Origin of the sequence: Mucilaginibacter sp. RCC_168, from assembly GCF_041355315.1 — a bacterium.
Taxonomy (GTDB): domain Bacteria; phylum Bacteroidota; class Bacteroidia; order Sphingobacteriales; family Sphingobacteriaceae; genus Mucilaginibacter.
Window position 1 is genome coordinate 1 of sequence record NZ_JBFUPN010000038.1, and the last position, 25443, is coordinate 25443.

20 protein-coding genes and 2 tRNA genes are annotated in these 25443 nt (G+C 41.2%); 15 read left to right on the top strand and 7 right to left on the bottom strand.

Annotated features, from left to right (window positions below):
* A partial coding sequence (locus AB6735_RS26440) for a fibronectin type III-like domain-contianing protein (RefSeq protein ID WP_370999196.1) occupies window positions 1-258 on the top strand: 258 nt, incomplete at its 5' end.
* 22 nt (window positions 259-280) lie between these two features.
* Complete coding sequence (locus AB6735_RS26445; protein ID WP_370999197.1) at window positions 281-2689, top strand: sugar-binding domain-containing protein; 2409 nt, start codon at window positions 281-283, stop codon at window positions 2687-2689.
* A gap of 280 nt (window positions 2690-2969) precedes the next feature.
* On the opposite strand, the gene AB6735_RS26450 is transcribed toward AB6735_RS26445, so the two are convergent.
* From AB6735_RS26450 to AB6735_RS26470, 5 genes are all read right to left on the bottom strand, one after another.
* On the bottom strand, window positions 2970-4430 hold the full coding sequence (locus AB6735_RS26450) for a cellulase family glycosylhydrolase (RefSeq protein ID WP_370999198.1): 1461 nt from the start codon (window positions 4428-4430) through the stop codon (window positions 2970-2972).
* 156 nt (window positions 4431-4586) lie between these two features.
* Window positions 4587-5810: a glycan-binding surface protein gene (locus AB6735_RS26455; protein ID WP_370999199.1), complete on the bottom strand. Its 1224-nt coding sequence runs from the start codon at window positions 5808-5810 to the stop codon at window positions 4587-4589.
* Window positions 5811-5839: 29 nt separating this feature from the next.
* Window positions 5840-7450, bottom strand: a complete 1611-nt coding sequence (locus AB6735_RS26460; RefSeq protein ID WP_370999200.1) for a RagB/SusD family nutrient uptake outer membrane protein — start codon at window positions 7448-7450, stop codon at window positions 5840-5842.
* Window positions 7451-7460: 10 nt separating this feature from the next.
* Window positions 7461-10622, bottom strand: coding sequence for a SusC/RagA family TonB-linked outer membrane protein (locus AB6735_RS26465; protein WP_370999201.1), 3162 nt, complete (start codon window positions 10620-10622; stop codon window positions 7461-7463).
* Window positions 10623-11731: 1109 nt separating this feature from the next.
* A complete protein-coding gene (locus AB6735_RS26470) occupies window positions 11732-12484 on the bottom strand; it encodes an NADPH-dependent F420 reductase (protein ID WP_370999202.1) in 753 nt (250 codons plus the stop codon).
* A gap of 112 nt (window positions 12485-12596) precedes the next feature.
* Between AB6735_RS26470 and AB6735_RS26475 the strand changes: the two genes are divergently transcribed.
* From AB6735_RS26475 to AB6735_RS26495, 5 genes are all read left to right on the top strand, one after another.
* Window positions 12597-12947 (top strand): winged helix-turn-helix transcriptional regulator, encoded by a 351-nt coding sequence (locus AB6735_RS26475; RefSeq protein WP_370999203.1) that lies wholly within the window; start codon window positions 12597-12599, stop codon window positions 12945-12947.
* A gap of 120 nt (window positions 12948-13067) precedes the next feature.
* Window positions 13068-13886 carry an SDR family NAD(P)-dependent oxidoreductase gene (locus AB6735_RS26480; protein ID WP_370999204.1) on the top strand — a complete coding sequence of 273 codons (819 nt, stop codon included), beginning with the start codon at window positions 13068-13070 and terminating at the stop codon, window positions 13884-13886.
* A gap of 60 nt (window positions 13887-13946) precedes the next feature.
* Window positions 13947-14843, top strand: a complete 897-nt coding sequence (locus tag AB6735_RS26485; protein WP_370999205.1) for a helix-turn-helix domain-containing protein — start codon at window positions 13947-13949, stop codon at window positions 14841-14843.
* A 178-nt stretch (window positions 14844-15021) separates the two neighbouring features.
* Complete coding sequence (locus tag AB6735_RS26490) at window positions 15022-15180, top strand: hypothetical protein (protein WP_370999206.1); 159 nt, start codon at window positions 15022-15024, stop codon at window positions 15178-15180.
* A gap of 251 nt (window positions 15181-15431) precedes the next feature.
* On the top strand, window positions 15432-16478 hold the full coding sequence (locus tag AB6735_RS26495; protein WP_370999207.1) for a cellulase family glycosylhydrolase: 1047 nt from the start codon (window positions 15432-15434) through the stop codon (window positions 16476-16478).
* A gap of 324 nt (window positions 16479-16802) precedes the next feature.
* Here AB6735_RS26495 and AB6735_RS26500 read toward each other — a convergent pair.
* Window positions 16803-16882, bottom strand: a tRNA-Leu gene (locus AB6735_RS26500).
* Window positions 16883-16907: 25 nt separating this feature from the next.
* Complete coding sequence (gene hscB, locus AB6735_RS26505; RefSeq protein ID WP_370999208.1) at window positions 16908-17432, bottom strand: Fe-S protein assembly co-chaperone HscB; 525 nt, start codon at window positions 17430-17432, stop codon at window positions 16908-16910.
* Window positions 17433-17666: 234 nt separating this feature from the next.
* On the opposite strand from hscB, the gene kdsA reads away from it, so the two are divergent.
* The 8 genes from kdsA (at window position 17667) to efp (ending at window position 25413) form a co-directional block, all read left to right on the top strand.
* Entirely contained in the window at window positions 17667-18443 is a 777-nt protein-coding gene (gene kdsA / locus AB6735_RS26510) for a 3-deoxy-8-phosphooctulonate synthase (RefSeq protein WP_370999209.1), read from the top strand.
* Between the two features lie 192 nt (window positions 18444-18635).
* On the top strand, window positions 18636-19571 hold the full coding sequence (locus AB6735_RS26515; protein WP_370999210.1) for an SIS domain-containing protein: 936 nt from the start codon (window positions 18636-18638) through the stop codon (window positions 19569-19571).
* Between the two features lie 56 nt (window positions 19572-19627).
* The gene (locus AB6735_RS26520) at window positions 19628-20965 is read left to right on the top strand and encodes a nucleotide sugar dehydrogenase (protein ID WP_370999211.1); all 1338 of its coding nucleotides are present in this window, start codon (window positions 19628-19630) and stop codon (window positions 20963-20965) included.
* Between the two features lie 221 nt (window positions 20966-21186).
* Window positions 21187-22590, top strand: a complete 1404-nt coding sequence (locus AB6735_RS26525; protein WP_370999212.1) for an undecaprenyl-phosphate glucose phosphotransferase — start codon at window positions 21187-21189, stop codon at window positions 22588-22590.
* A gap of 1 nt (window position 22591) precedes the next feature.
* Window positions 22592-23380 (top strand): ABC transporter substrate-binding protein, encoded by a 789-nt coding sequence (locus tag AB6735_RS26530; protein ID WP_370999213.1) that lies wholly within the window; start codon window positions 22592-22594, stop codon window positions 23378-23380.
* 93 nt (window positions 23381-23473) lie between these two features.
* Window positions 23474-23555: transfer RNA gene (locus AB6735_RS26535), tRNA-Leu, on the top strand.
* Window positions 23556-23764: 209 nt separating this feature from the next.
* A complete protein-coding gene (locus AB6735_RS26540) occupies window positions 23765-24757 on the top strand; it encodes an alpha-L-fucosidase (RefSeq protein WP_370999214.1) in 993 nt (330 codons plus the stop codon).
* Window positions 24758-24852: 95 nt separating this feature from the next.
* The gene (gene efp, locus AB6735_RS26545; RefSeq protein WP_370999215.1) at window positions 24853-25413 is read left to right on the top strand and encodes an elongation factor P; all 561 of its coding nucleotides are present in this window, start codon (window positions 24853-24855) and stop codon (window positions 25411-25413) included.
* Window positions 25414-25443: the final 30 nt, after the last annotated feature.

Here is a 25443-nt window from a genome sequence, read left to right on the forward strand (position 1 = left end):
GGAGCCGAAGTGGTGCAGTTATATGTAAGCGACCCGGTTTGTTCGGTATTGCGTCCAGAAAAAGAGCTTAAAGGGTTCAAAAAAGTATTTCTGCAACCAGGCGAAACAAAAATGGTAGAACTGGATGTAAAGGTTACTGACCTGGCATTTTATGATGCATCAAAAAAAGCGTGGAATGCGGAAGCCGGCGAGTATGTTCTTCAATTAGGTAATTCATCACGCAGTATTTCAAAAACAGTAAAAATCCTGGTTAAATAACTGTGTTAAGCATATCATTTTTATGAAAGCAATAATTATAGCCATTTTGCTTTTGGCCAACAGTATTGTAAGTTTTGCCCAAACCCAGAGAGGTATGGAACGAAAACAACTGTTTGATTACAATTGGAAATTTAGGCTGGGCGACGATACGCTGGCCAAATTAAAAAATTTCAGCGATACTGGTTGGCGTAGTCTCGACTTGCCGCATGACTGGAGTATTGAAGGAAAGATAAGCCCTAAAAATCCAACGGGAGGAGCAGGCGGTTATTTTCCAGCGGGTGTTGGCTGGTACAGGAAAACGTTCAAGATTGCCTCTGAGTGGAAGGGAAAAAGTGTTTCCATTTATTTTGAAGGCGTATACATGAATTCCGAGGTATTCATCAATGGGAAATCACTTGGTGTGCGCCCTTATGGTTATTCTTCATTTAGTTATGATCTTTCACCGTATCTTGATTTTAACAAAGAAAATGTGATAGCTGTGCGTGTAGATAATTCACGGCAAATAAACAGCAGGTGGTACAGTGGCTCAGGGATTTACCGCCATGTTTGGATGAAGGTTTTTAACCCCGTACACGTAGCAGATTGGGGAGTAGCGGTTTCAACTCCGGAGGTATCTTCAAAACAGGCATCTGTTCAGGTTAACACTACAATAAAGAATGAAACCGCCTTTTCACAAAAAGTCGTTATTAATACCCGGATCCTGACAGGATCTGCTAAAGATGCCGGAAATAACACCAGAACGATAGAGTTACCCGCTCATCAGGAAAAGGAAATCATCCAAACTATAAAAGTATCAAAGCCCTTACTATGGGCACCGGAAAGCCCTCATTTATATCAGGCTCAGATCCAGGTATCAAAGGATAATGATATTATGGACCAAACAGAGATCACTTTTGGTATCCGCTCCTTAAAGTTTACCGCCGAGGATGGTTTTCAGCTTAATGGCAAAATGGTTAAGCTAAGCGGTGGATGCGTGCATCACGACAATGGTTGCCTGGGTGCCGCGGCTTTTGATCGGGCGGAGGAGCGTAAGGTAGAGTTGCTGAAGGCTGCCGGGTTTAATGCGGTAAGAACTTCCCATAATCCCCCTTCCGAAGCTTTTTTAGACGCTTGTGACAGGTTAGGCTTATTGGTTATTGATGAAGCCTTTGATGGTTGGAGGGGTGGTAAGAACAAACACGATTATTCTGTATATTTTGATCATTGGTGGAAGCGTGATCTGGAAACAATGGTATTGCGCGACAGGAATCACCCGTCAATTTTTATGTGGAGTATTGGTAATGAAGTATCGGAAAGAAAAACACCCGAAGCCGTGATAACTGCTAAAATGCTTGCGGGCGCTGTTAAAAATATAGATATAACAAGACCGGTTACATCAGCCATCGTTACCTGGGGTAATGAATGGGAATCTTTTGATCCCCTTATGGCTGTTCATGACGTTTGCGGTTATAATTACCAATTACAAAGCGCTCCTGCAGATCATAAAAGAATCCCTTCCCGAATTATTGTTCAAACAGAATCCTATCCACGGGACGCGTTTGCTAACTGGAAGCTGGTGCAGAATAATAATTACATTATTGGTGATTTTGTATGGTCGGCAATTGACTATCTGGGAGAGTCGGGAATTGGGCGCTCGTATTATTCGGGCGATGTACCAGGAGAAAATTGGGAAAATGATTTTTTCCCCTGGCATGCCGCTTATTGTGGTGATATAGATTTAACCGGATGGAGAAAACCTATATCACATTACCGGGACTTGCTGTACAATGATAAGGAGAAGTTATATATGGCTGTCCGTGAACCCAACCCCGAGCCATTGGAAATCAAAGAGACCAGGTGGTCGGTATGGCCTACCTGGGAAAGCTGGACATGGCCCGGTTTTGAGGGAAAGAATATCGATGTAGAGGTATATTCAAAATATCCGAAAGTAAGACTTTATCTTAACGACAAACTTCTCGGCGAAAAACCGACAACAGAAGAACAGGAATTTAAAGCTACTTTCTCAGTGCCTTATGCCTCCGGAAACCTCAAGGCAGTAGCTGTTGAAAATAATAAGGAAACAGAATCCGCTATTCTGCAAACTTCCGGCCATGCCGCAAAGATCAAACTCATTGCTGACCGTAAAGAGATATTGGCTAATGGGCAGGACCTGTCGTATGTGAGAATTGAAGTAACGGATAAAGGCGGTATAATTCAGCCGAATGCGGCCAACCGTTTGTATTTTAAGATTGAAGGGCCGGGTATAATAGCCGGAGTTGACAATGCCGATATCAAAGACTTTGACGCATATACAGGCAACTCACGCAAGGCGTGGCACGGACAGGCGATGATTGTTATCAGGAGCACCCATAATGCCGGTGATATTAAACTTACGGTGAGTTCGGCCGATCTGTCTGAAGCAACTTTAGCCATCAAAACACTTGGGAATTAACCAACGTAAATGTTTGCAGGTTATCATAACCTGGCTTCCATAAATGGGTAACTTTTAGTTTTTTTGATGTAAAATGCCGGAATCCTCTGTTAAGGTCCCGGTATTTATTTAGAGGACACTGAAAAGTATTTTAAAGTTAAAGTGGTGATTGCACAAGTAAAATAGAGGCTCTGAGAATCGCCTATTTGAAAACGCTCTCCATCACCTTGTCCAAATCCGCCAAAGAAAAAGAAGCTATTTTCTATATAGAAAATAGCTTCTTTTTTAGTGCCTTCTTTATTTAATTTGCGCCCTGTTTGATGGCGGTTATTGTACGCTGATCTTTTACAGTATAATTTCTTCTGTCCAGCGCGCCGCCTGTATCCCAGAAAAATGGCAGCATGCCGGTTGTTTTAGCTTGCTTTGTAACGTAAGTAATCCAGTAGTCTACCGAACTTTCGTGCGTTGGCAAATCCAAAGGAACGTGCGCTGTGTTGTCGCGCCTGTAGGCACCATATTCACCTAAAAGAACAGGAATTCCCTTATCAACGAATTTTGTTTTCATTAGGCTGAATGAAGCGTCAACATCACTTTCTTCGCCCCAGGTGGCATTTCGTTCAGGTTCGATAGCCGAATGGTGCCCTGTGCCCCAATAATAAAACATTTTACCCCAGCTGGCATCATTGTCCAGCAGGCAGCAGAATTGAAATGGTGAGTAATAGTGCACTTCAACCATCAGCTTGGCTGCAGCCTGGTCTTGCGGAAGAGTGGTCATAAAATCACTTGTTTTCTCCATATTAGTAGAGGGGCCCTGAATTACCAACACACGGTAAGCGTTTTTACCACCGGTTGATCTAACCGCGTTAATAAAGGTTTGATGATAGGTAGAAAGTATTGCGGTTGCTGCGGCATCATCTGCTGCAGGCTCATTGGCGCTGGCAAACATCAAATGCTCGTCAAAATCGCGCATGGCTGTTGCTATTTGTTCCCATAATGCCTTTTGTTTAGCATTAACAGAATCCTGTTTTGCCTGGGTAATATTATTTTCAAGCCAGCCGCCATCCCAGTGTATGTTCAGCAATACATACATGTCATTTTTTACGCAATATCCCACCACTTCTTTTACTCTGTTAAGCCAATTGGCATCTATTTGTGCTGTTGCCTGGTTACTTAAATGTCCCCAGTTCCATGCGCATGGAAGACGTATGGCATTAAATCCCTGTTGTTTCACAGCTTTAATATAATCCTCCGTAATCGCAGGATTTCCCCAGCCTGTTTCTCCGCCAGGTGCTTCCAGGGTATTACCAATATTCCATCCTAACTTGATCTTTGCGGCAAGCTGAACAGCATTGCTATTCATTCCGCTTGCGTCGGCGGCTTTTGGCGAAGTATTATAGCTGGGATAGATATTAGATGTTTGAGATACTTTTAAGCTTCTTGCCTGACCATTGGAAGAGCCTATGGTTAAGGTACTTGAACGCGTTGATCCTGTACCGTTTTCCGATAACGTTTTGATATGAATAACGATACTGCCGCTATTGCCTGAGGTGGTGCTTAGTTGCAGCCAGGAAGAGCCTGGATTAACGATATTCCATGCTGCATTACATGTAATGGAAAAATCCTGAGTTCCGCCTTCGGGTGCAAAAGTTAGCGCGGTCTGATTTACGGTTAGTTCCGGTGCCGCATTACTTGTCTTTTTACAGGAGAAAAAAGATATTATTGTAATCGATATTAATATTTTAAAAAAAAATAGATTTTTCATTTTTATAATTCATGGTGATAAATTTACCTGGCCAATTCTTGTAAAGTCCTTAAAGCCAGGCCACAATGCATAATCGAGCCCGGTGATACATGAAAAAATGCCAGGGCCTTCTATAAAGGCCCCAGGCATTCACTTATAATCAACTAAAACTCTCTCTTATTTAATTTTTACTACCCTGATATTATCAATAGCCATCTTAAATGCCGTAACCGGTGTGGATCCATCATTGATGTACCAAATATTCATTCCCGCCTTCCCGCTTGCACCAAGTAAGTCCTTTATAGATGCTACCTGTGTACCAGTACCATTATTGGTTCTGAAACTTGACAGCGGGATAGTTACAGTTTGCCAGCCGGTAGTAGTAAACGGAGTAGTACCGCCGGCACTTTTCCAGGGAGCATACAGAGCTATATAATTAAAGCTTGCATTTACCGATACGTAAATCGAACCGTTAACCCACGGTGTAGTTTTCGGAATAGATATTTCAAATTTAACTGCATAGCTATCAAGACTGGCACCTACATTAGCCGTAGGCACCCATTGCCCTGCACCCATATTTACACCACGGCCACCATTATACCAGGCAAAATCATTCCCTGCAAGATTTGTGGCCGTAAGTACGTTATAACTACCGTTATTGCCAGGAAAATCAGCAGAACTGCTATGGGTGTCCGATCCCCAGGGATAGGTATTAATATTATCCCAGTTACAAAACACGCCCGTAACAAAATCATGTACGTTGAATGCTGTAGTATCGGCACCTGACTTTGTAGTTACCATAACCGGACCGCCATTGGTCAAACCGGCTGGTACTGCCATGCTGATGGATGTACCATCATTTGATGCCTTATAGCTGGTTATATCAACGCCGCCATAAACGACACTTTTGATAAAGAAAAAGCTAAGCCCGTTAATTTTAATCGAATCGCCAGGATTGGCATCTTCGTTAGAAATACCCGAAATGGTGGGTGCCGGGGCAACAATAGGGAATGAAAACGTGGTTTGACCGTGATTGGTAATGTATTGTATGGTATTCAGTTTATCTGAAGGTACCGATGGGAAAGCGATAATTGCCGGTATCAGGGCAATCGCACTGGTATCGGAGAACCAGGCATCGTTGAAAGAGCCTTTTACACCGTCAAAATTAATAGCCAACGCTCCTTTCAAATTTTTACCAGAGATCACGATCCACTGACCCGTACCAGCGCTGCTTAAAAGCGAATCTCCGGGATGAGCTATATAATTGCGTATGGCTGTAATTACCGGGTTACCCTTTGATGATGAGGACGAATCCTTTTTACAGCCGGATTGAATAAAAGCTGAAGTAGCAAGCAAGGCAAGCAACAAGTAGCTTTTGATATGATGATTTAATTTTTTCATGACTTTTGAGAATTTCTATATGATTCTGATTACTTATAATAAGAAACAGGCGGTTCTAATAATTTTGGATCTGCAGTTTGATCATTTGCCGGTATAGGCAAGATAAACGTCGCGGCGGTAGGCTCCGTCATGATCAGGCCATTGGGTAAGGGTGTTTTAATTCTTGTAACCGGATCGTAACTGAACTGTGTTCGAGGCATCGAATTATTTTGATTTGTGGTTGGCGTAATCTGTTTATGAAGTATCGAAACCGCTCCTGGCAGATCATAGTAAGAAAGGCGTACCAAGTCAAACCAGTACTGTCCTTCAAATGCCAGCTCAATGCGTCTTTCGTTCCGGATAATATCAGGAGTAAGGCTGGTAACCTTATCAACTCCGGCCCTTGTACGTACCTCGTTAAAGTATTGCAATGCCTGACCATTGGAAGTAGTGGCGTTGTTACCCAATAAAGCTTCGGCATATATTAAATATACATCGGCCAGGCGCAACACCGCATTATGCTCAACAGACGACCAGAGGTCCATAGTCGGCGAATTATTATCCGCAGCAGTACCAACTATATGTTTTTTAACATTTACACCAGTAGCAGTATATCCCCCGCCTGCAACGTTAAGTTCGGGATATTTATCGCCGGTAAGCATAAATGTGGCTTTGCGGCGTACAGAATCCTGTGGGGTATACAGATTAGCAAGATCTATGGTAGGGCCGATGGCTCCGCCCCAGCCACCTCCTCCGGTAACAAGGCTGCCGCTTGGTGCGAATTGAGCTTGTATGGAATTTCCTTGTGCGTACCCTACGCCAGGAGCCCATTGAAATGCGAACAGTGATTCTGGGTTATCATTAAACTGCGTTCTGAAAAGATTGTAGTAACTTGGTAAAAGCGTTAAACCACTGGTATTGCAAACATTGCCTGCATAATAAGCAGCACTGTCCAGATCAGATTGATTACGGGTGCCCTTTTGATTTAAACCAGCCCTTGTTAAATATACCTTTGCCAGTAAACCCTGGGCAGACCACGTAGTTACGCGTCCCGGTTGATCTGTCTTCGGCAGATTAGTAACTGCATATCTTAAATCATTGATAATAAATTTATAAACATCTTCGAGCTTATGACGTGGCACCAGTGGATTGGCTATCAGCTTGTCGTTATCTTCAATAATGGGCACCGCTCCCCATAATTGAGCCAGGTAAAAATAGGACGTCGCGCGTATAAACCTTATTTCGCCAATAGCTCCTGTTTTACTTTTTACAGCAACACTATCGGGCATCTTTGTGTTAATAGCTTTAAGATTGATATTACAATGCGCTACAATGTCATAAAAGCTTTGCCACGACTGTGCTAAATTGCCGTTTTGAGGTGTAATTGAAAAAGAGGTAAATTGAACCAGGTCCGCGTTATATGGTTGTATCATATTGCCGCTCATGATATCACCAATACCCAACAGCGGAAAATTGTTCCAGCCGGCCCAAGGCTGGGCATATAATGTAGCTGTAGCCAACCTTAAATCTGAGCCGCTTTTATAAAAATTATCGGTAGTAATACCGGTTAAAGGGGGGCGGTTAAGGTAATCTTTTTTACAGCTGCTTATCATAACAATACTGATAACCAACAGGGCTATATTTATTTTAATACGTTTCATAATCTTAGTTTTAATTATTTAGAGATACGTTAAGACCAACTGTATAAACCCGTGGCTGCGCGTAATATCCATTATCAATACCTGCTGCTAAAGGGTTCCAGGAGCCTATTTCCGGGTCATAGCCGGTATATTTGGTAATAGTGAAAACGTTGGTAACGTTAACATATACCTTTAATGACCGTAATTTGATCTTGTTTAAAAAGCTGTTTGAAAAACTATAACCTAAGGCAATACTCTTACATTTTAAAAATGATCCGCTTTCGATATACTTATCAGAAAAACGCTGATTATCGTTGCCGCTGCTCTGGCTTATCCGGGTAATATTGGTGGACGGATTGGTAATATATACATTGTTAATATCAGATGTAGAGCCTGTTGGATCTATTAACCCGATTTTGGCATAGTTGAATACAGATGGGAAATAGCCAAAGTTTTGATTAGGGTTATCGCCGTTTACCTTTAACTGGTTATAAATTTTATTACCATAGTTACCGGTCATAAAGATATTCAGGTCGAAATTTTTATAGCTGAAGCTATTGTTGATCCCATACTGGAATTTAGGTAAAGGTGAACCCAAAAAGGTTTGATCGTTGGCGTCGATTTTACCATCACCGTTAATGTCTTTAAAAATAACATCACCTACCCAAACACCACCAGACCCTGGTGTTATAGGTATCGGCCCGCTTCCGTTTTGAGGCAGCGCAGGATATTTTTTAAAGTCGGCAGCATTTTTATAGATCCCAAGTACCTGGTACCCGTAAAATTCGCCGATGGAACGGCCTACAACAGTTTTGGTTACAGAGCCGTAAATTGCCGGGGTGCCGTCAACTAAGTTGAGTACCTTATTGATGTTTCTGGTAAATGTAATGTTGCTGTTCCAGTTAAAATCTTTCGATTTGATGTTTTGGGTAGACAATGTAAATTCGAAACCCTTGTTGCTAACTGCACCTACGTTTACATATGGAGCCTGCACAGCACCTGGCGAATATCCGCCGGAAGCAAATGTGCCTGAGTAATAGGGCAGTGTAAGGCTTAATAACAGATTATTTGTTTTGCGGTAATAGACATCGGCAGAAAAATTGATCCGTCCGTTGACAACAGCTGCATCAAGGCCAACATTGTATGATTTTGTAGTTTCCCACTTGATATCAGGGTTACCCGTAGTAGTAGTTATTTGCGAGTTACCAGACAAGCCGGTTGGTATAGTACTCAAAGTGGAACCATAAGCATACTCTGCAATGTTTTGGTTGTTTACAAGCCCATAACCAAGCCTGAGCTTAAGATCATTGATGGCTTTTACACTTTTAAGGAAGCTTTCATGGTTTATCTTCCATGCCAATGCGCCCGAGTAAGTGGTATTCCACCGTTGCGCTTCTGCAAATTTTGACGAGCCGTCATGCCGTACTGTAGCAGTTAACAAATAACGATCATCATAGGTAAAGTTTGCCCTGCCAAAGTAAGCTTCTAAAGAGCCCTGCCCTTTAACACCGGTATTGGTTGCGGTTGTCGCGTCGCCGCTACTGATTGTTTGTACATTGTTACTGGCAAAATTGGTGCGGGTAGCAGAAACGCCGCTGCTCTTCAACAACTGTGCTTCGTGACCTGCTACTACGTTTACCCAGTATTTTCGGGCAAACGTATGCTGATAGGTTAAATAATTAGTGATTGAATTATAGAAATTTTGCGCATTTGTAGCCGTGCCACTATTATTGTTCTTGGTATAAGCGCCCATAACATAGCTCGGATTAAAATAATCCTCATTGGCAAAGTCAAAATTTCCGGCCACTTCATTACGCAGGGTTAAATCCCGTGTAAATTGAATTTCGGCATAAGCATTACTAAATAGCTGATAACGGCTTTTAAAATCTTTCACAATAGTAGCTATTGCGAATGGGTTAGTACCGGTAGCACCATAAATGTTCGGGTCATTGCCGCCCCAGGTACCATCAGGGTTTACTACAGCTACATCAGGCGTTTGGTTAAGTGCCTGCAATATTACGCCTGTATTGGAAGTGGTAACGTTTTCTGCTACATGCGCCATATTCAAGTTGATGCCAACCTTTAACCAATCAGTTGTTTTATTATCAATATTTGCTTTAACTGAAGTTCTTTTAAAGTCCGAACCCAGTGCTATACCTGTTTGCGAGAAATATGTACCTGATATATAATATTTGGTTCTGGCGTCACCGCCGCTAATGGCTAAATTATGGTTTTGCATTGGTGCTGTACGGAACAACGCTTTTTGCCAGTTGGTACCCGGCCCCAGGTATTGTGGATTGACAAACTGCGGGCGCAAATCATAACCAATAATAACACCTTTTTCGTTCATGAAGGTGGCATATTGCCGTAAGTCCATTACATCATAATACTTAGGCAATTTTTGCCAGCCCCTGTAACCATCATAGCTGATGAGCGGGGGACCTACAGACCCTTTCTTGGTGGTAATAATAATTACACCATTAGATGCCTGAGAACCATAAATAGCCGTCGCTGAAGCGTCTTTTAATACATCTATCGAGGCTATATCTGATGGATTGATGCTGGATAATGGATTGGTGCCGTTGCCTGGAATAGCCGATTGTCCATTAGGCGGTATCTGCACGCCATCAATAACATATAGAGGGGGGGCACCGGTAAAGCCGCCCAAACCCCGTATCTGAACATTCACATCACCACCAGGCTGACCAGACACTTGCTGCACAACTACACCCGCCACTCTGCCCTGCAGGGCCTGGTCAAATGTGGAAGGCTGGGTCTTTAACAGATCGGCACTTGTAACCGATGATATTGCACCGGTAAGATCGGGGCGCTTCCTTGTACCGTAACCAATTACCACAACCTCACTCAAATCGTTGGTTGAAGGTTTGAGTGCTACGTTAATAACGGTGGATGAGCCTATGTATATTTGCTGAGGGTTATAGCTTATAAAACTAAAAACCAGCACATCTCCGGGTTTTGCATTAATAGAATAGTTACCATCTGCACCGGACAGTGTACCTGTTGGCGAGTCCTTTACTTTAACGGTTACACCGGGCATTGGCCGGGAGTCGTCTGCACTTGTAACTTTACCTGTAATTTTTATCGTTTGTGCATAACTTGTGAGGCTTAGCAATAGCAAAGCCAATAAGATCAATGCACCAGGTCTTAATCTTTTTCGTAAATTTTTTTCCATGTTAATTGGGGTTCATAATTGATTGATAATTGGATTTTTAATTAGATTATTGGTTAAATTCTGGTGTGGCTTTCCATTCGTCATATTATCTTCTGAAGGTGATTGATCTGAAGGATCGTACTCAATACTTACTTTTACAGATAGTTAATCAGATAATTTGATGTGGTATTACCAGTTGTTGCTTTGGACGGTCAGGCGGCCTGCAATTGTCTGTGTGGTATTATAAATTGACTCCTGATCTTTGTATAACCGCTTGGCGGACAAGTTATACAAGCGCTAATAGGTACGCGTTTTGGCATAATGCTTAGTTTTGAAATTAGGTTTTCTATTAAAATTGGTTTTCGTGCCTGGTCATTTTGAGACGGCAAGCATGCGGTAGTTATTGAACTCTTACCGCTTTTACATAGGATGAAATTACATGGAGTACCGCAATCGATTGTTTATAAATAGGGGTACAAATGTTAATCTTATTTAACTTATTGATTTTTAAGTATTTATGTTTTAAAAAATCAAATTTTACTAATAAAGAAGCGCGAGAATACGGAAAGAAAGGTTTAATAAGGAGCGGAAGTAAGTGAAATTAAAGATTAGCTCGGGTTGTTGTGTATTGTTAATAGGTATACATGTCGGGGAAGATGGTTAAAGTCAGATATGATTTTACTCCGGCTTCTAACCGACACATGAAATGATTTAGAGGCCTGAGCGGATTTGAATTGAACCGTGAATTTGGAGTCGTCAAGCATTACTCACCATCTATTTAGGTATACAAAGTGATAATATCTCTAACAGAGAATTTGGAATAATTACTTTTTAAATAAGCTCTCCTGGAAATTTATATCTTAGAGTTTTAATTATAATTGGACTTTATGATTCAGCGGGAATACTTTCAACATTTAGAAAGCTTTTTACGGCTTATAAAACCAATAAAGCTTAGTAATAGCTTCTGTTTTTGTCTTTAGCAGGGTTGAATTGAACCAAAAATTTGAATTATCCAGATATTTTTTATTGAGGATTGTAAGAAAATTGTGGCGTTAAAAACTGACAATAACCACCATTAACACCTTCTAATGGCTGATTGACGTTGGGGACTTTTGAGCGGCCTCGGTTGGTCAGTGTCTGTTAGGATTTTCAGGAAACAACGAACGATTCATTGCCACTACTTCTTCATGCGCAGGCGGCATGGAAAAGTTCATAAATTTTCCGATAGCCTGGTCCCGCAAGTAGGCGGCGTTTTCTTTGTCACCGTCAGCAAGCGCTTGGTGGAGTTCCTCACCGGTCAGTTCTGTACAATAGGCCGGAGTACCTGGCTGATGCTTCCAGGAATCTGCAAGCGTACCAGCATCCACAGCGTCGAACCCCGCATCATTGATCAAGGTGGATACTATCTCTTTGGCCTGTTGGTCGTCGCCTGACACCGCCATCGCGATCCTGTCTTTGACACCTTCAGGCTTGCCACCAGATTCAAGGGTATGCGCCAGTAAATTGTTAAAAGCTTTGATCACCGGTCTACCCAGGGTTTCTGAAACCCATACACTTTCGACTTTCCCATTCTTCAAGTCTTCGATCTCGCCATCCCGGAACGGATAATAGTTCGACGTGTCGATCACGATCACGTTATTAGAAACTTTTGCAATAAGATCTGATAATTCCGGGATAGCTATTGTGGGAATGGACACAATAAGCACCTCGACATCCACTATGATCTGGTCTTTGGTGGATGGAATAACGCCCAGTTCCCGAGCCCTTTCTTCCAATTTTTGCTGACCTCCTGAGCTGTAAATCTTTACCTCGTGACCGGTTGCAGCTAATTTCTTTGCGATGATGCCGCCGATTGCGCCGGTACCTATAATTCCTATTTTCATTACGCTTGGTTTTTAAATTCTCAATAAATTCTTTTGCAAAATTGGTGAATTTATACTTTCTTTTGTATAGTACTTTCCCAAAGGAAAGTGGAATGGTTTTAAATGATGTTTTATGGCAGCAAAAAAAGCACATTGTGATTGCATCGAAACGATAAAGCCCGTGAGGGATGCACTCGACGTAATCAATGGTAAATGGAAACTACCCATTATCATTTCGGTAGGTGTTGGAAACGATCGGTTCACCGATATACTGGAAAGTATCCCCGGTATTACGCCCAAAGTTTTGGCAAAAGAATTGAAAGATCTGGAACAGCACCGTTTGGTCATCAGGTCCGTGATTGATGGTTATCCGGTGAAGATCACCTATCAATTGGCGCAATATGCTGATACGCTGACGCCCATCATTTATTCCCTGAAAGACTGGGGTTTGAATCACCGTAAAAAGGTTATGGACCGGGAATAATGATTGGCTTGGTCCATATCTACCTTTCGTATAAACGTTTCATTATTGCCTACTTTTGTATCAGAATAGCTGTATTAAATTAGCAGAACTTTGTCCTTATAAATTTTTAAAAAAAATATAATGGCAAAAATAATTTTTATAACGGGCGCATCCCGCGGATTCGGCCGGATCTGGGCAGAAGCTTTTTTACAACGCGGCGATAACGTAGTTGCGGCTGTTCGTAACCCTGAAACATTAACCGAACTTACAAAAGAATTTTCTTCAAATCTATTGGTACTAAAACTTGATGTTACTGATAAAAAAGCAAGTTTTGAAGCAATTGAAACTGCAAAAACTCACTTTGGCCGCATCGATGTATTAATTAATAATGCCGGCTACGGACACATCGGAGCTGTAGAGGAGTTAAACGAGCAAGACGTCAGGGCGCAGTTTGAAACTAATGTACTGGGTTCATTATGGACTATACAGGCGGTTCTTCCAATCATGCGTCAGCAAAAATCTGGGCAGATTATTCAACTTTCAAGCGCTTTAGGTTTGAATACAGTACCATTAATGGGATTGTATAGTGCCTCTAAGTTCGCAGTTGAAGGTCTTGCTGAAACGCTGGCTGGCGAAGTGGGTGGTTTTGGCATTAAAGTAACCATACTTGAACCAGGCGGTTTCTCCACAGATTTCTTTGGTACCAATTCCCTTGCATCGAGTGAATCGATGTCGGCATACGATGACATAAGAAAAGATTTTTATGCTCTTGCTAATGAGCAAGATTCCGGTAACCCCGAAGCAACGGCCAAAGCGCTTCTAAGCCTGGTGGATTCGGAAAATCCGCCACTAAGATTACTATTAGGTAAAACTGTTTACCCATGGGTGAAATATACCTACGAGGAACGCCTGAAAATATGGGAATCATGGCAGGATGTTTCTGTGGCAGCACATGGTTAAAGGAAATAACATTAGCAGGATCCGGGTTTGCCGGGTCCTGTTTTATAAATTGCGAATAATATGAAGCATTTCAAAAAAATCAGCGACCTGCATGAAGTTCTTGGTATAACGCCGCCTGAGCACCCCCTTTTTAGTGTGGCATACGGTGAACGGGATAATTGCACCGGCATCAGCGAACTTGAATTTACTTCAGCTTTTTACATCATTGGATTCAAAAAGCTGAAATCAGGGCAAATGCTCTACGGAAAAACCAGGTACGACCATGACCTTGGCTCCATGTCATTTATCAAGCCACAGCAAAAGGTGATTTTCCAAAACATGGAATTACAGGAAAAGGGGTTTTTGATTATCATTCATGAGGACTTTTTACCTGGAACGCCCCTCTACAATGAACTTAAAAAATACAGCTATTTTGATTATGAGGTGAATGAGGCACTGCACCTTTCGCCTGGAGAAGAAAATATTATCTGGAACCTGTATTTCAGTATAGAAAAGGAATATAATAATAATACAGATGAACATAGCAAAGCCATCATTATCAGTCATATTGATTCCATGCTAAAATATGCGCAGCGTTTTTATAAAAGGCAGTTTATTCATCGGACAGAATTAACCGGATCGACAGTTACCAAATTCAATATATTACTCGCCGCTAATTTTGAAGAGCGGAAAACGAAAAATATGGGGCTGCCCACCGTGTCTTCCATGGCGGAAAAACTGCATATATCTCCTCGCTATTTAACCGATCTATTAAAGGAAGAAACAGGAAAGACTGCGTTAGAACTTATTCACCTTTTTTTGATTGGTGAAGCAAAAAATTTATTGACAGAAGGTGAACTGAATATATCGGAAATTTCGCATTTGCTTGGCTTTGAAAATACAACTTACTTTTCCCGCCTTTTTAAAAAAGAAGTAGGCACCGCTCCAAATAAATTCAAAGATCGCTTCTTAAATTAAGGAGGAAAAAATATTGCTACATAAATTACAGGTTAGTAAATTCGATAGACAATGATAACCTTCCAAAAGTACCCTAATTATAAAATCAACTGGGTACTAAATCTAAACTTGATTGCAGAAAATATATCAGTACTATAATATAAATAGCTGTCAGATGTCGTAAGCGAAGCTATATCGAATGCTGAAAGGTATTAATATTGCTAATGACCTCAAATCCAGGGAAGATAAATTCAATGCAGAAATGCATGGACCGGATAATATCCGTGCCGTCGCTACTCACCTGGCTTCAGATTTCGCTTGCCTTAAGTTGAAGCATTACCTGCAAATATTGCACTAACCGCAAAAAAGGCTGGTTGCTCTTGCTTTACCCCCTCAAAAATGCGAGTTGTCCCCTCACGACCTGCATAACAACCCATTAGCTTAGTATCAAATTATAAACACCTATCGGAAGCCTCGGGCTTTCTTTTACAATTACTTTGCTATAAAATGCCGTTACGAACAGTTCCTGTCTGATTATCAGAAGGATCGTTAAGCGGGCGCTCACAATGCATACCAACTAACTCAATTATAAACCAAAAACCAAATTTTATGAAAAAGAGCTTAATTCTACTTTGTTTGATTTATTCTTTCTGCGGCTGCAAAAAGCAGGGGACGGAGTTTTCTCCGCAATCGGAAACGCAAACTGCCGAAGCTAAGGCGGCGGCGCTGGGGACTTTAGCGGTAGGTGCTGCCTCTATTGCCGGGGTGAACTGGGCAGACGGGCGGGATAACTTTCAGGATAGCTGGGTAATTCCCTCTGGACTGACGGCTTCGGACACTTACAGCACGGTTCAGGCCAAGGCTAACGGCATACTTACCGGGTTCAAGAACAACATTTCAGGCGTAAATACCGTTAGGCTGCCCATCAACCCGTCAAGCGTTTCATCAACGTGGTGGAGCGCCTACACCGGAGCCATCGACAAGGCCCTGAGCAACGGCTTCAAGGTGATTTTGGGCTGCTGGGACAGCTCATCGAATAACGATGGCAAAATTGACGACCTTACTGCTTTCTGGACAATGTGGCAAACCGTTGTAACCAAGTACGGCAATAACAGCAATGTTTATTTCGAAGTATTTAATGAGCCATACGGGTACAGCTTGACAGACCTGACCTCAATTTATGCGCAATGGCTCTCCAAGTATTCCAGTGTACCTAAAGGCCGCATCCTGCTGAGCGGCACCGGGTATTCTGAAAATGTGACCGGGGTAGGTGCCGACAGCCGGTTTACCTCTTGCCTGCTATCCCTGCACAATTATGCATATTGGGCAACCCGTTCCGAGTCGGCATGGGAAACTGACTGGAAAAGCAGGTACGGAAGCTACGGCTCGCGGACTGTGGTCACGGAATTCGGCGCTACCATGAGCAGTGGCAAAGACTACCAAAACGGGTCGCAATCCGATAATGAAATTGCCTACATCGTAGCCAGCAGCAACGTATTCAGGAACAATTCGATTGCAAGCGTTTACTGGCCTGGCCTTAGGGACGGTGACAGTTACAGCCTCCAAACGAGGGGTGGAAGCGGTAATAATATTACCCTTTCAACGGTTAACGCCTCGGGAGTTTTTCGGCTTCGGTATGGCTGGGGGCTTAATTAGTAGTTGAAAAAAATCTAATTGCCACTCTGCGAGCATCTTACGAAATTAGCTTGCATGTCAATTAATTAGCCAGGGAGTCGTCATACAAGTAACTCTCTGGCTTCTTTGCGGAGTACCTAAAGCGAGTTTACTTTCAATCGTTAAAATAGGAGAATCATATTATTTCTTGTTGCAAATGTATAAAATAAATTTTATTAAGATATTGAAAATTAGACACTTACAATTTTGGATATAGTAAAGTATTGATTTTTTTGGTGGTTTAAAGAAGATTTATAATAAATAAAGCACTAACAATCAATGTGTTAGCGCTTTATTAAATTTCCGTACCCAGCGCCGGAGTCGAACCGGCACGGTTTCCCACAGGTGTTTGAGACCAGCGCGTCTACCAATTCCGCCAGCTGGGCATACTCAGATTGTAAGTGGTATTTCTTACAAGCGGGCTGCAAATGTATCTAAACTCTCTTTAATTCGCAACAGATATTTTTGTCTATAGTAAATTTCTGCTATTTCATTCCGTCTGCTTTCCTGGGCTGTATGGTCTAAATGTTCATAATCAACGGTAAGCTTAGTTAGTTTGTCTTTAATATCTCCCTCAATAGCAAGTACTTCTGTAGTAACAGCAGCCAGTTGTTCAGCATTATCAACTTCCATCAAGTGTTCATTAATGTCCATCATTTCCATTAAAAAATCTGCTGGAAGTTGTGGTTTTGCGCCCTCAGAAACCAGATCATGCAGCTTTAAAATGTATTCCATACGGCGTGCCGGGTCAGAAAGTACCTGATAAGCCTTGTTATTTAGGGTTGATAACTCCAGTATTTCCTGCTGTTTGGCCTCATCTTCGCCTGCATAAAAATCCGGATGATATTGCTTACTCAACGCGTAGAATTTCTTTTTCAGCAGGGCGGTGTCAATATCAAAGGATTCAGCGATACCGTAAAATTCAAAATAATTCATAGCACGAATTTCAAGAATAAAAACAAGTTAGCACGAATTTTACGAATAAAAATTAATTGACACGAATTGATATAATAGTAATATTATTCAGTTGGTGTAGTATCATCCTGTTTGAGAAATTCGTGTTTATTCGTGAAATTCGTGTCCATCTGTGAAATTCGCACCTGATATTTCCTATTCGTTGTAATTGGTGCTTATCATTATCTTTGCCTCTTATACCATAAATACCACATCATGTTGTTTGAACAAATGCGGCAAAAGCCGTTCTTTATATTAGGACCCTGTGTAATGGAAAACCAGGAGCTCCTGTACCAGGTAGCCGAAAAAGTGGCCAAAGCAGGCGAGCGTTATCAGGTTCCTGTGATATTTAAATCATCATTTGATAAAGCTAACCGTACCTCTATTCATTCCTATCGCGGCCCGGGCATTGAAAAAGGCATGGAAATGCTGCAAAATGTGAAAGATCGTTTTGGCCTACCGGTAACTACAGATATTCATGAACCAAGCCAGGCTGCTATTGCCGCCCAGGTGGTTGACATATTACAGATCCCGGCTTTTTTATGCCGCCAAACTGATCTGCTGGTTGCCGCAGCCCAAACAGGTAAAATAGTAAACGTAAAAAAAGCGCAGTTTTTGTCGGGGCAGGATATGTTTTACCCGGCACAAAAGGTAATAGAAGCAGGAAATGACCAGGTGATATTAACCGAACGCGGTAATATGTACGGGTATAATAACCTGGCTGTCGATTTTAGGAATATTTATGATATGAAGGCTTTTGGACACCCGGTTTGTATGGATTGCACCCATTCGGTACAACGACCGGGCGGGGCAGGAGGTAAAACCGGCGGCGATCGTACTTTTGTACCAATGATGGCACTGGCAGCCAGGGCTTTTGGTGCCGATGGCTATTTTATGGAGATCCATCCCGATCCGGATAATGCATTAAGCGATGGCCCTAACATGGTTAAGCTCCATGACCTGGATAAGGTATTAGCGCCGTTATTGTCCTGATGAGCCAATTTTTGTCTGAACCTGAATTTATTGAATTAAAGAATTAACAGAATTCAATTCAATAATTAATAAGTAAATTTTGATTCAGGCAAACCTAATAAAATATCTATGAGCATGTTTTCACACACAGAAGAATGCGTAAATCACTAAATCACTAATTCACTAACTCAATAATTCGATAATTAACTGCGGATGAAAGATATTGCCAAAAGGGTTTTTGATGTTGAAATTGAGTCGTTACAACATGTAGCTGGCTTAATTGATGATGAATTTACCAAAGTAGTTAATGTGATACTAAACACTACAGGTAAACTGATTGTGATCGGGATAGGAAAATCTGGACTCATTGGTAAAAAAATAGCCGCTACGCTGGCCAGCACAGGTACACCCAGCTTTTTTCTGCACCCGGGCGAAGCTTTTCATGGCGACCTGGGCATGGTAAGTTCTAATGATATTGTGATGCTGATATCCTATTCGGGAGAAACGGATGAGGTGCTCAGGATCATTCCGTTTTTAACCTGGAACAAAAACCTTGTTATTGGGGTTACCGGTAACCCCAATTCAACCGTGGCTAAAAATAGTCATCACCATTTGAATATCAAGATTTCAAGAGAGGCATGTCCGTTGGAGCTGGCGCCTACTTCATCAACAACGGCAGCATTGGTTATGGGCGACGCCCTGGCCATAGCCCTCATGGAGTCGCGAGGTTTTCAGCAACATGATTTTGCTCGTTTCCATCCCGGCGGAAGCCTGGGGCGTAAATTGCTGGTTAAGGTGAAAGACCTGATGCGTACGGATAGGCTGCCTTTTATAAATGAAAATGCTCCCTTCATGGAGTTGTTACTCAGCATGTCTGCAGGAAGATTAGGAATGGTTATGGTAGGTGATGCCACCTATATTAAAGGAATAGTTACCGATGGTGACCTGCGAAGAGCATTATTACAACACCCCGATACTTCAACATTAACCGTAGCCGAAATTATGACTCCTAATCCCATTATTATTGATGAAGATGAATTTGTGAGCCAGGCCGAGCAATTAATGATCGAAAAAAAGATCACTACACTGCTGGTTGGTTCTGCCTCAGACAGAACTATTCAGGGTGTTTACCAGATCTATAATCAATAAAGAGGGTTAAGCATCATAAAAAATAAGTCTATATTTACTATCTACAGCTATAAAAAATGATTGATCAATCATCAAATCAATTCTCCAAAATATTTGTACCATCTGCCAGTACTCATATCGCTATTATCGGGTTAGGGTATGTTGGTTTACCTTTAGCCGTAGAATTTGCCAAAAAATATCCTGTAAAAGGGTTTGATATTAAACAAAGCCGCGTCGATGAATTGAATAACGCCTTTGATCGTACCCTGGAGACAGATTCGGTTGCGTTATCATCGGTATTAGCAACAAACGTAACGGCCGATAAAGGGCTCCTGTTTACATCTTCTGTTCATGACATTGCTCTATGCAACGTTTATATTGTCGCCGTACCTACTCCAACTGATCAGTATAACCGTCCGGATTTGAGCTTACTGATTAAAGCCAGCAAAAGTGTAGGAAGTGTACTTAAAGCGGGTGATATAGTGATATATGAATCGACTGTATTTCCAGGTGCCACGGAAGATGTTTGTGTCCCGGTATTGGAACAAACCTCCGGATTGGAGTTTAATAACGATTTTTTTGCAGGATATTCACCGGAACGTATAAACCCTGGCGACAAAGTACATACGCTTACCAATATCTTAAAAGTAACCTCGGGCTCAACAACCGAGGCTGCGGATTTTATTGACGGGCTTTACCGTTCCATTATAACAGCAGGAACGCACAAAGCCCCCAATATAAAAGTGGCCGAAGCATGTAAGGTCATCGAGAATTCGCAGCGGGATATCAATATTGCCTTTGTAAATGAACTGGCCAAGATATTCAACATGATGAATATTGATACTCATGCTGTTTTAGAGGCCGCAGGTACCAAATGGAATTTTCTGAATTTTAAGCCAGGATTGGTTGGCGGGCATTGTACTGGTGTAGATCCTTATTACCTGGCGCAAAAGGCTCAGGAGGTAGGTTATCACCCGGAGATTATATTAGCCGGACGCCGACTTAATGACGGTATGGGCACTTATGTGGCTCTGGAGGTAATAAAACTGATGATAAAAAACGATATATCAGTTAAACATTCAAATATATTAGTGTTAGGATTTACTTTTAAAGAAAATTGCCCTGACGTTCGCAATACCCGGGTTATTGATATTGTGAAAGTTTTGAACGGCTTTGAAGCCAGTTGCGAAATATATGATCCCTGGGCCGACTCGATTGAAGTTAAGCAAGAGTACGGTGTAGATACTGTAAAGGATATTTATAAATTACGGGGGAATTATGATGCCATCGTTATTGCCGTTGGCCATCGGGAGTTTCTTAAATTAAATTACACTGAGTTAAAGAAAAACGATTTATCAGTTATATATGACATAAAAGGGATTTTAGAAAAAGATCTTGTAAACGGGCGGCTATAATTCTTGTTAACAATATAAAAAAATGCTGTTTATGTATTGCAGTGTCTCTTATTTTTTAGTTAATTGCTTTATATTTGGTTTTGTATGGGTTTTCTTAATTTATAATTTTGCGGGCAGCATTTTACAGCTTTACAACCCGTTTAACATTCAACATTCAGGTTGCTTTATAAATAAATTATGCTAATTTTAGCGTGTGTTTTCTACTATATAAGCTCTAATAAATGATTCACAGATACGCTACTTTTATTAAAGCAGTGAACCTTACCATTGATTATATTATACTTAATATAAGCATGGTACTTTCTTACTTCATCGAAGATAGATCATATATTTTTTGGATAAGTAACAGAAAATATTTGCCTATTGTACTGGTGTTTAATTTAATTTGGTTGCTTTCTGCCAATATCACCGGCTTATATGAACATGTCTTAAACAAAGATTCAATAAAAACCTATCGCGGAGTAATTAAAACCTACCTCTTATTTGTAAGCTTTATTTGCTTCACCATCATTATACTGATAGGGACGAAGGCTTATTTTATAACCCGCGAATATCTGTTTTATTCGCTGGCATTATTTGGCTTTTTGTTAGGGTTATGGAAGCTGGTGTTTCTTACCATACGTAAAAGCGATCGCGCTTCATTAATTGATACAAGGGCCGTAATTATTATTGGCGGGGGCAGGATAGGATCTGATCTGTATAGCTTTTTCAAACAAAACCCCGAACGTGGTTATAACCTGGTTGGCTTTTTTGATGACAGTACGGAGCATATGATGGATAGGCGCCTCTACCTGGGCGGAACCGAGGATTGCATTAATTGGGTGCTTAATAATAAGGTTGACGAGATATTTTGCACACTCCCTAATTCAGAGGCTCAAACCATAGAAAAATTAATGCTCGACGCTGATAAAAACCTCATCCGGTTTAAATTCATACCCGAGTATTATGATTACGCCAAGAAACCAACCTTTATACAAAGCTTTGGGCATATCCCGGTCATATCAGTAAGACCCGAACCTTTAGAGAACATGCTAAACCGGTCAATTAAGCGATTATTTGACGTGGCATTTTCCCTGTTCATCATTTTATTCGTCTTTAGCTGGTTGTTTCCAATACTGGCCCTTTTGATCAAGTTGGAATCAAAAGGTCCTATATTTTTTGTGCAGGAGCGTTCAGGTCGTGATAACAAGCCGTTTAAGTGTTACAAGTTTCGAAGTATGCGGGTAAATAATGATTCTGATAAGAAACAGGCTACCAGGGGTGACTCGCGCATTACCAAAACCGGTGCATTTATTCGTAAAACAAGCATTGATGAATTACCGCAATTCTTTAATGTGCTTTTAGGTAATATGTCTGTAGTGGGGCCAAGGCCGCATATGATCAGCCATACGCAACAATACTCACAACTGATTGACACCTTTATGGTTAGGCACTTTCTTAAACCCGGTATTACAGGCTGGGCTCAGATCAAGGGCTTAAGAGGCGAAACCCAAACCACCCAAGCTATGCTTGAGCGTGTTGAGGCTGATGTTTGGTACCTGGAAAACTGGTCGTTCCTGTTAGATATGAAGATTATCTTCCTGACTGTGTGGAACGTGGTAAAAGGCGAGAAAAACGCGTTTTAACATGGCGGTTTTTCACGATCAGCTCAATCGTGTGGTCAGTTTGCCGGCAGTTCCCAAAAGGATTATATCTGTAGTACCATCACAAACAGAATTGCTGTTTTATTTAGGGCTTGATACCGAAGTTATTGGAATTACTAAATTCTGTATTCATCCGGAGGATAAATTTAAAACAAAGGCCAAAGTAGGGGGCACCAAACAATTAAATATTGAACAGATAAGGACATTAAAGCCCGACCTGATCATCGCCAATAAAGAAGAAAACGAACGCAGCCAGGTTGAAGAGTTGATGACCATTTGTCCGGTTTGGATAAGTGATATTCATGATCTTGACAGCGCTTTGGATATGATCAAAACCGTAGGCTCACTCGTAAACCGCGAAACAGAAGCCATTGCTTTATGTGATGATATTGTTACCCGCTTTACTCATCTGACATTACCCGCCATCAATCAAAAAGTAGCTTATTTTATCTGGCGTAAACCTTATATGCTTGCCGGCACAGGAACTTTTATTGACAGTATGCTTCAAAAATGCGGATTAACTAACGCCATTGATAAAGACAGGTATCCGGAATTAACTTCGCAGGAAATAATCAAAGTTGATCCTGATGTGATCTTTTTATCGTCAGAGCCGTATCCCTTTAAGCAAAAACATATAGATGAATTTAAGCTGATGCTGCCTAAGGCAAAAGTTATGCTGGTTGATGGTGAAATGTTTTCGTGGTATGGCAGCCGCTTATTATATGCACCTGGTTATTTTAGCAGTATAGTAAAAGCCTTAACATTAATTTAATGGCAACGAAATGAGGGGGATAGCTAAAAAACAAAAAATTTGTTTTAGAATTTAGCATTAAACACTATCTTTGCGACCTGTTAAAATCCTAATGCGGAAGTGGCGTAATTGGTAGCCGCACCAGACTTAGGATCTGGCGCTTCACGGCGTGGGGGTTCGAGTCCCTTCTTCCGCACAAACCCGCTTTACACCATTGTAAAGCGGGTTTTTTTTGCTTTAATATAGTTGTGCATTCCTCTGTCAATCCTTTAATAAGCAGTTTATCATAGCTGTTTTTTTGTTTGTGGCAAATTAACGCACAACATTTTTTTCAAATAACGTTATGAATGCTGAATATTAAACCACAATGACCAAAATGATGGATGGTCGGCAAATTATGATTCTATGAGACTATCGGTAAAAACACTCCTTCTTTTAATTTTAATACTATCCAAAATCTATTGTTTGGCTGCACCGGTAAAAAGAGTAAAGCATCCTAAAGAACTTCATTTTGGTATCTTTTTTCATTATTTAAATGGATTACAAAACACAAAAGCACCATGGAACCAAGGCAAAGTAACCAGTTGGAACGATTGTGTTAATGATTTAAATGTTAATAAAATAGCAGATCAACTGGCCGCAATTCACGCTGACTATGTTGTAATTACCAGCGAGCAAATAGATAAATATTTCTGTTTTCCCAATACTACATATGAACAACTTACAGGTTATAAACGTGGTGAGGCTACAAGTCAAAGGGATTTGGTATCTGATCTGTATGCCGCGCTGAATAAAAAGGGTATAAAACTATTTTTATACGTAACCGGCGATGGCCCCCGGGCCGACGGCAAGGCCAGTTTAGCATTGAATAATCCAAGTAGCAGGCCAGAATATAAAGGGATATTTAAGGTAGATGAATTGTGGGTAAAAAGCTGGAGCAGGATAATAAGGAGCGTTAGTCTTCAATATGGAAAAAAAATCACCGGATGGTGGTTCGATGGTAGTTATAATTTTATTGGCTACAATGATGCGCTGTTAAAAAACTACATGAAAGCGGCTCAGGCCGGAAATCAAAAAGCACTTGTTGCATTTAATTTTTTAGGTCCCAAAGATGTAGTTGGTATAAACACTATTGGCAATTTTATAGGCGGCGAATCTGATAAATTTGAAAGTTTGCCTTCGCCGGAATTTAAAACAAGCAAAATAAAGTGGCATATACTGTCATATTTAGGCAACGGCTGGGCTCAACCGGGTTTAAGATACACAGATGATTATATGTCAACCTATATCAAAAAAATAAGATCGTTTAATGGGATGATAACTGTTGACGTATGTTTGTTGCGCGATGGAACAATAGATGCAACCCAATATGACTTTTTAAAAAGGTTAAAAAACTAATAAATGGTTATCTAACCCTGACCGTCTGAACTTATTTTTAGGTGATTCGCAAAGTTAATCTATCTTTGGGGCTTAAATTTTCTAATTATATTTTCATGGCAAAAGCATCCGAAATTAAAGTAGGTAATATACTACGCTTCAACGGCGAACTGGTAACCGTAACAGAAGTGCTGCATCGTACGCCAGGCAAAGGCGGAGCATTCTATCTTGATAAGTTTCGTAACATAAAAACAGGAAAAATTGTTGAAGCCCGTTTAGCTACCGACGAACAAGTTGAAATTTGCCGTGTTGAAACAAACGATTTTCAATACCTGTATGAAGATGGCGACGCCATGGTGATCATGGATAACACCTCTTTCGAACAGCATAATATCCCGAAAGCGCTTTTCGGGCCTGCGGTGAAATTCCTGAAAGAAGGAATGAGCGTGATCGTTTCGTTTGAAAGCGAAGAACCGATCATGGCGGTGGCCCCCAACTTTGTAGACCTTGAAATTACCTACGCCGAACCTGCCGTTAAAGGTGATACTTCATCAGGCGCGCTGAAAACAGCCACCACAGAAAATGGAGTAGAAATTAAAGTACCTCTCTTTGTTAATCAGGGCGATAGAATAAAAGTGGATACCCGCACCGGCGAATACGTTGAACGGGCTAAATAGATAAGGCAAAAAAGCCGGTCGGTAAGGTCG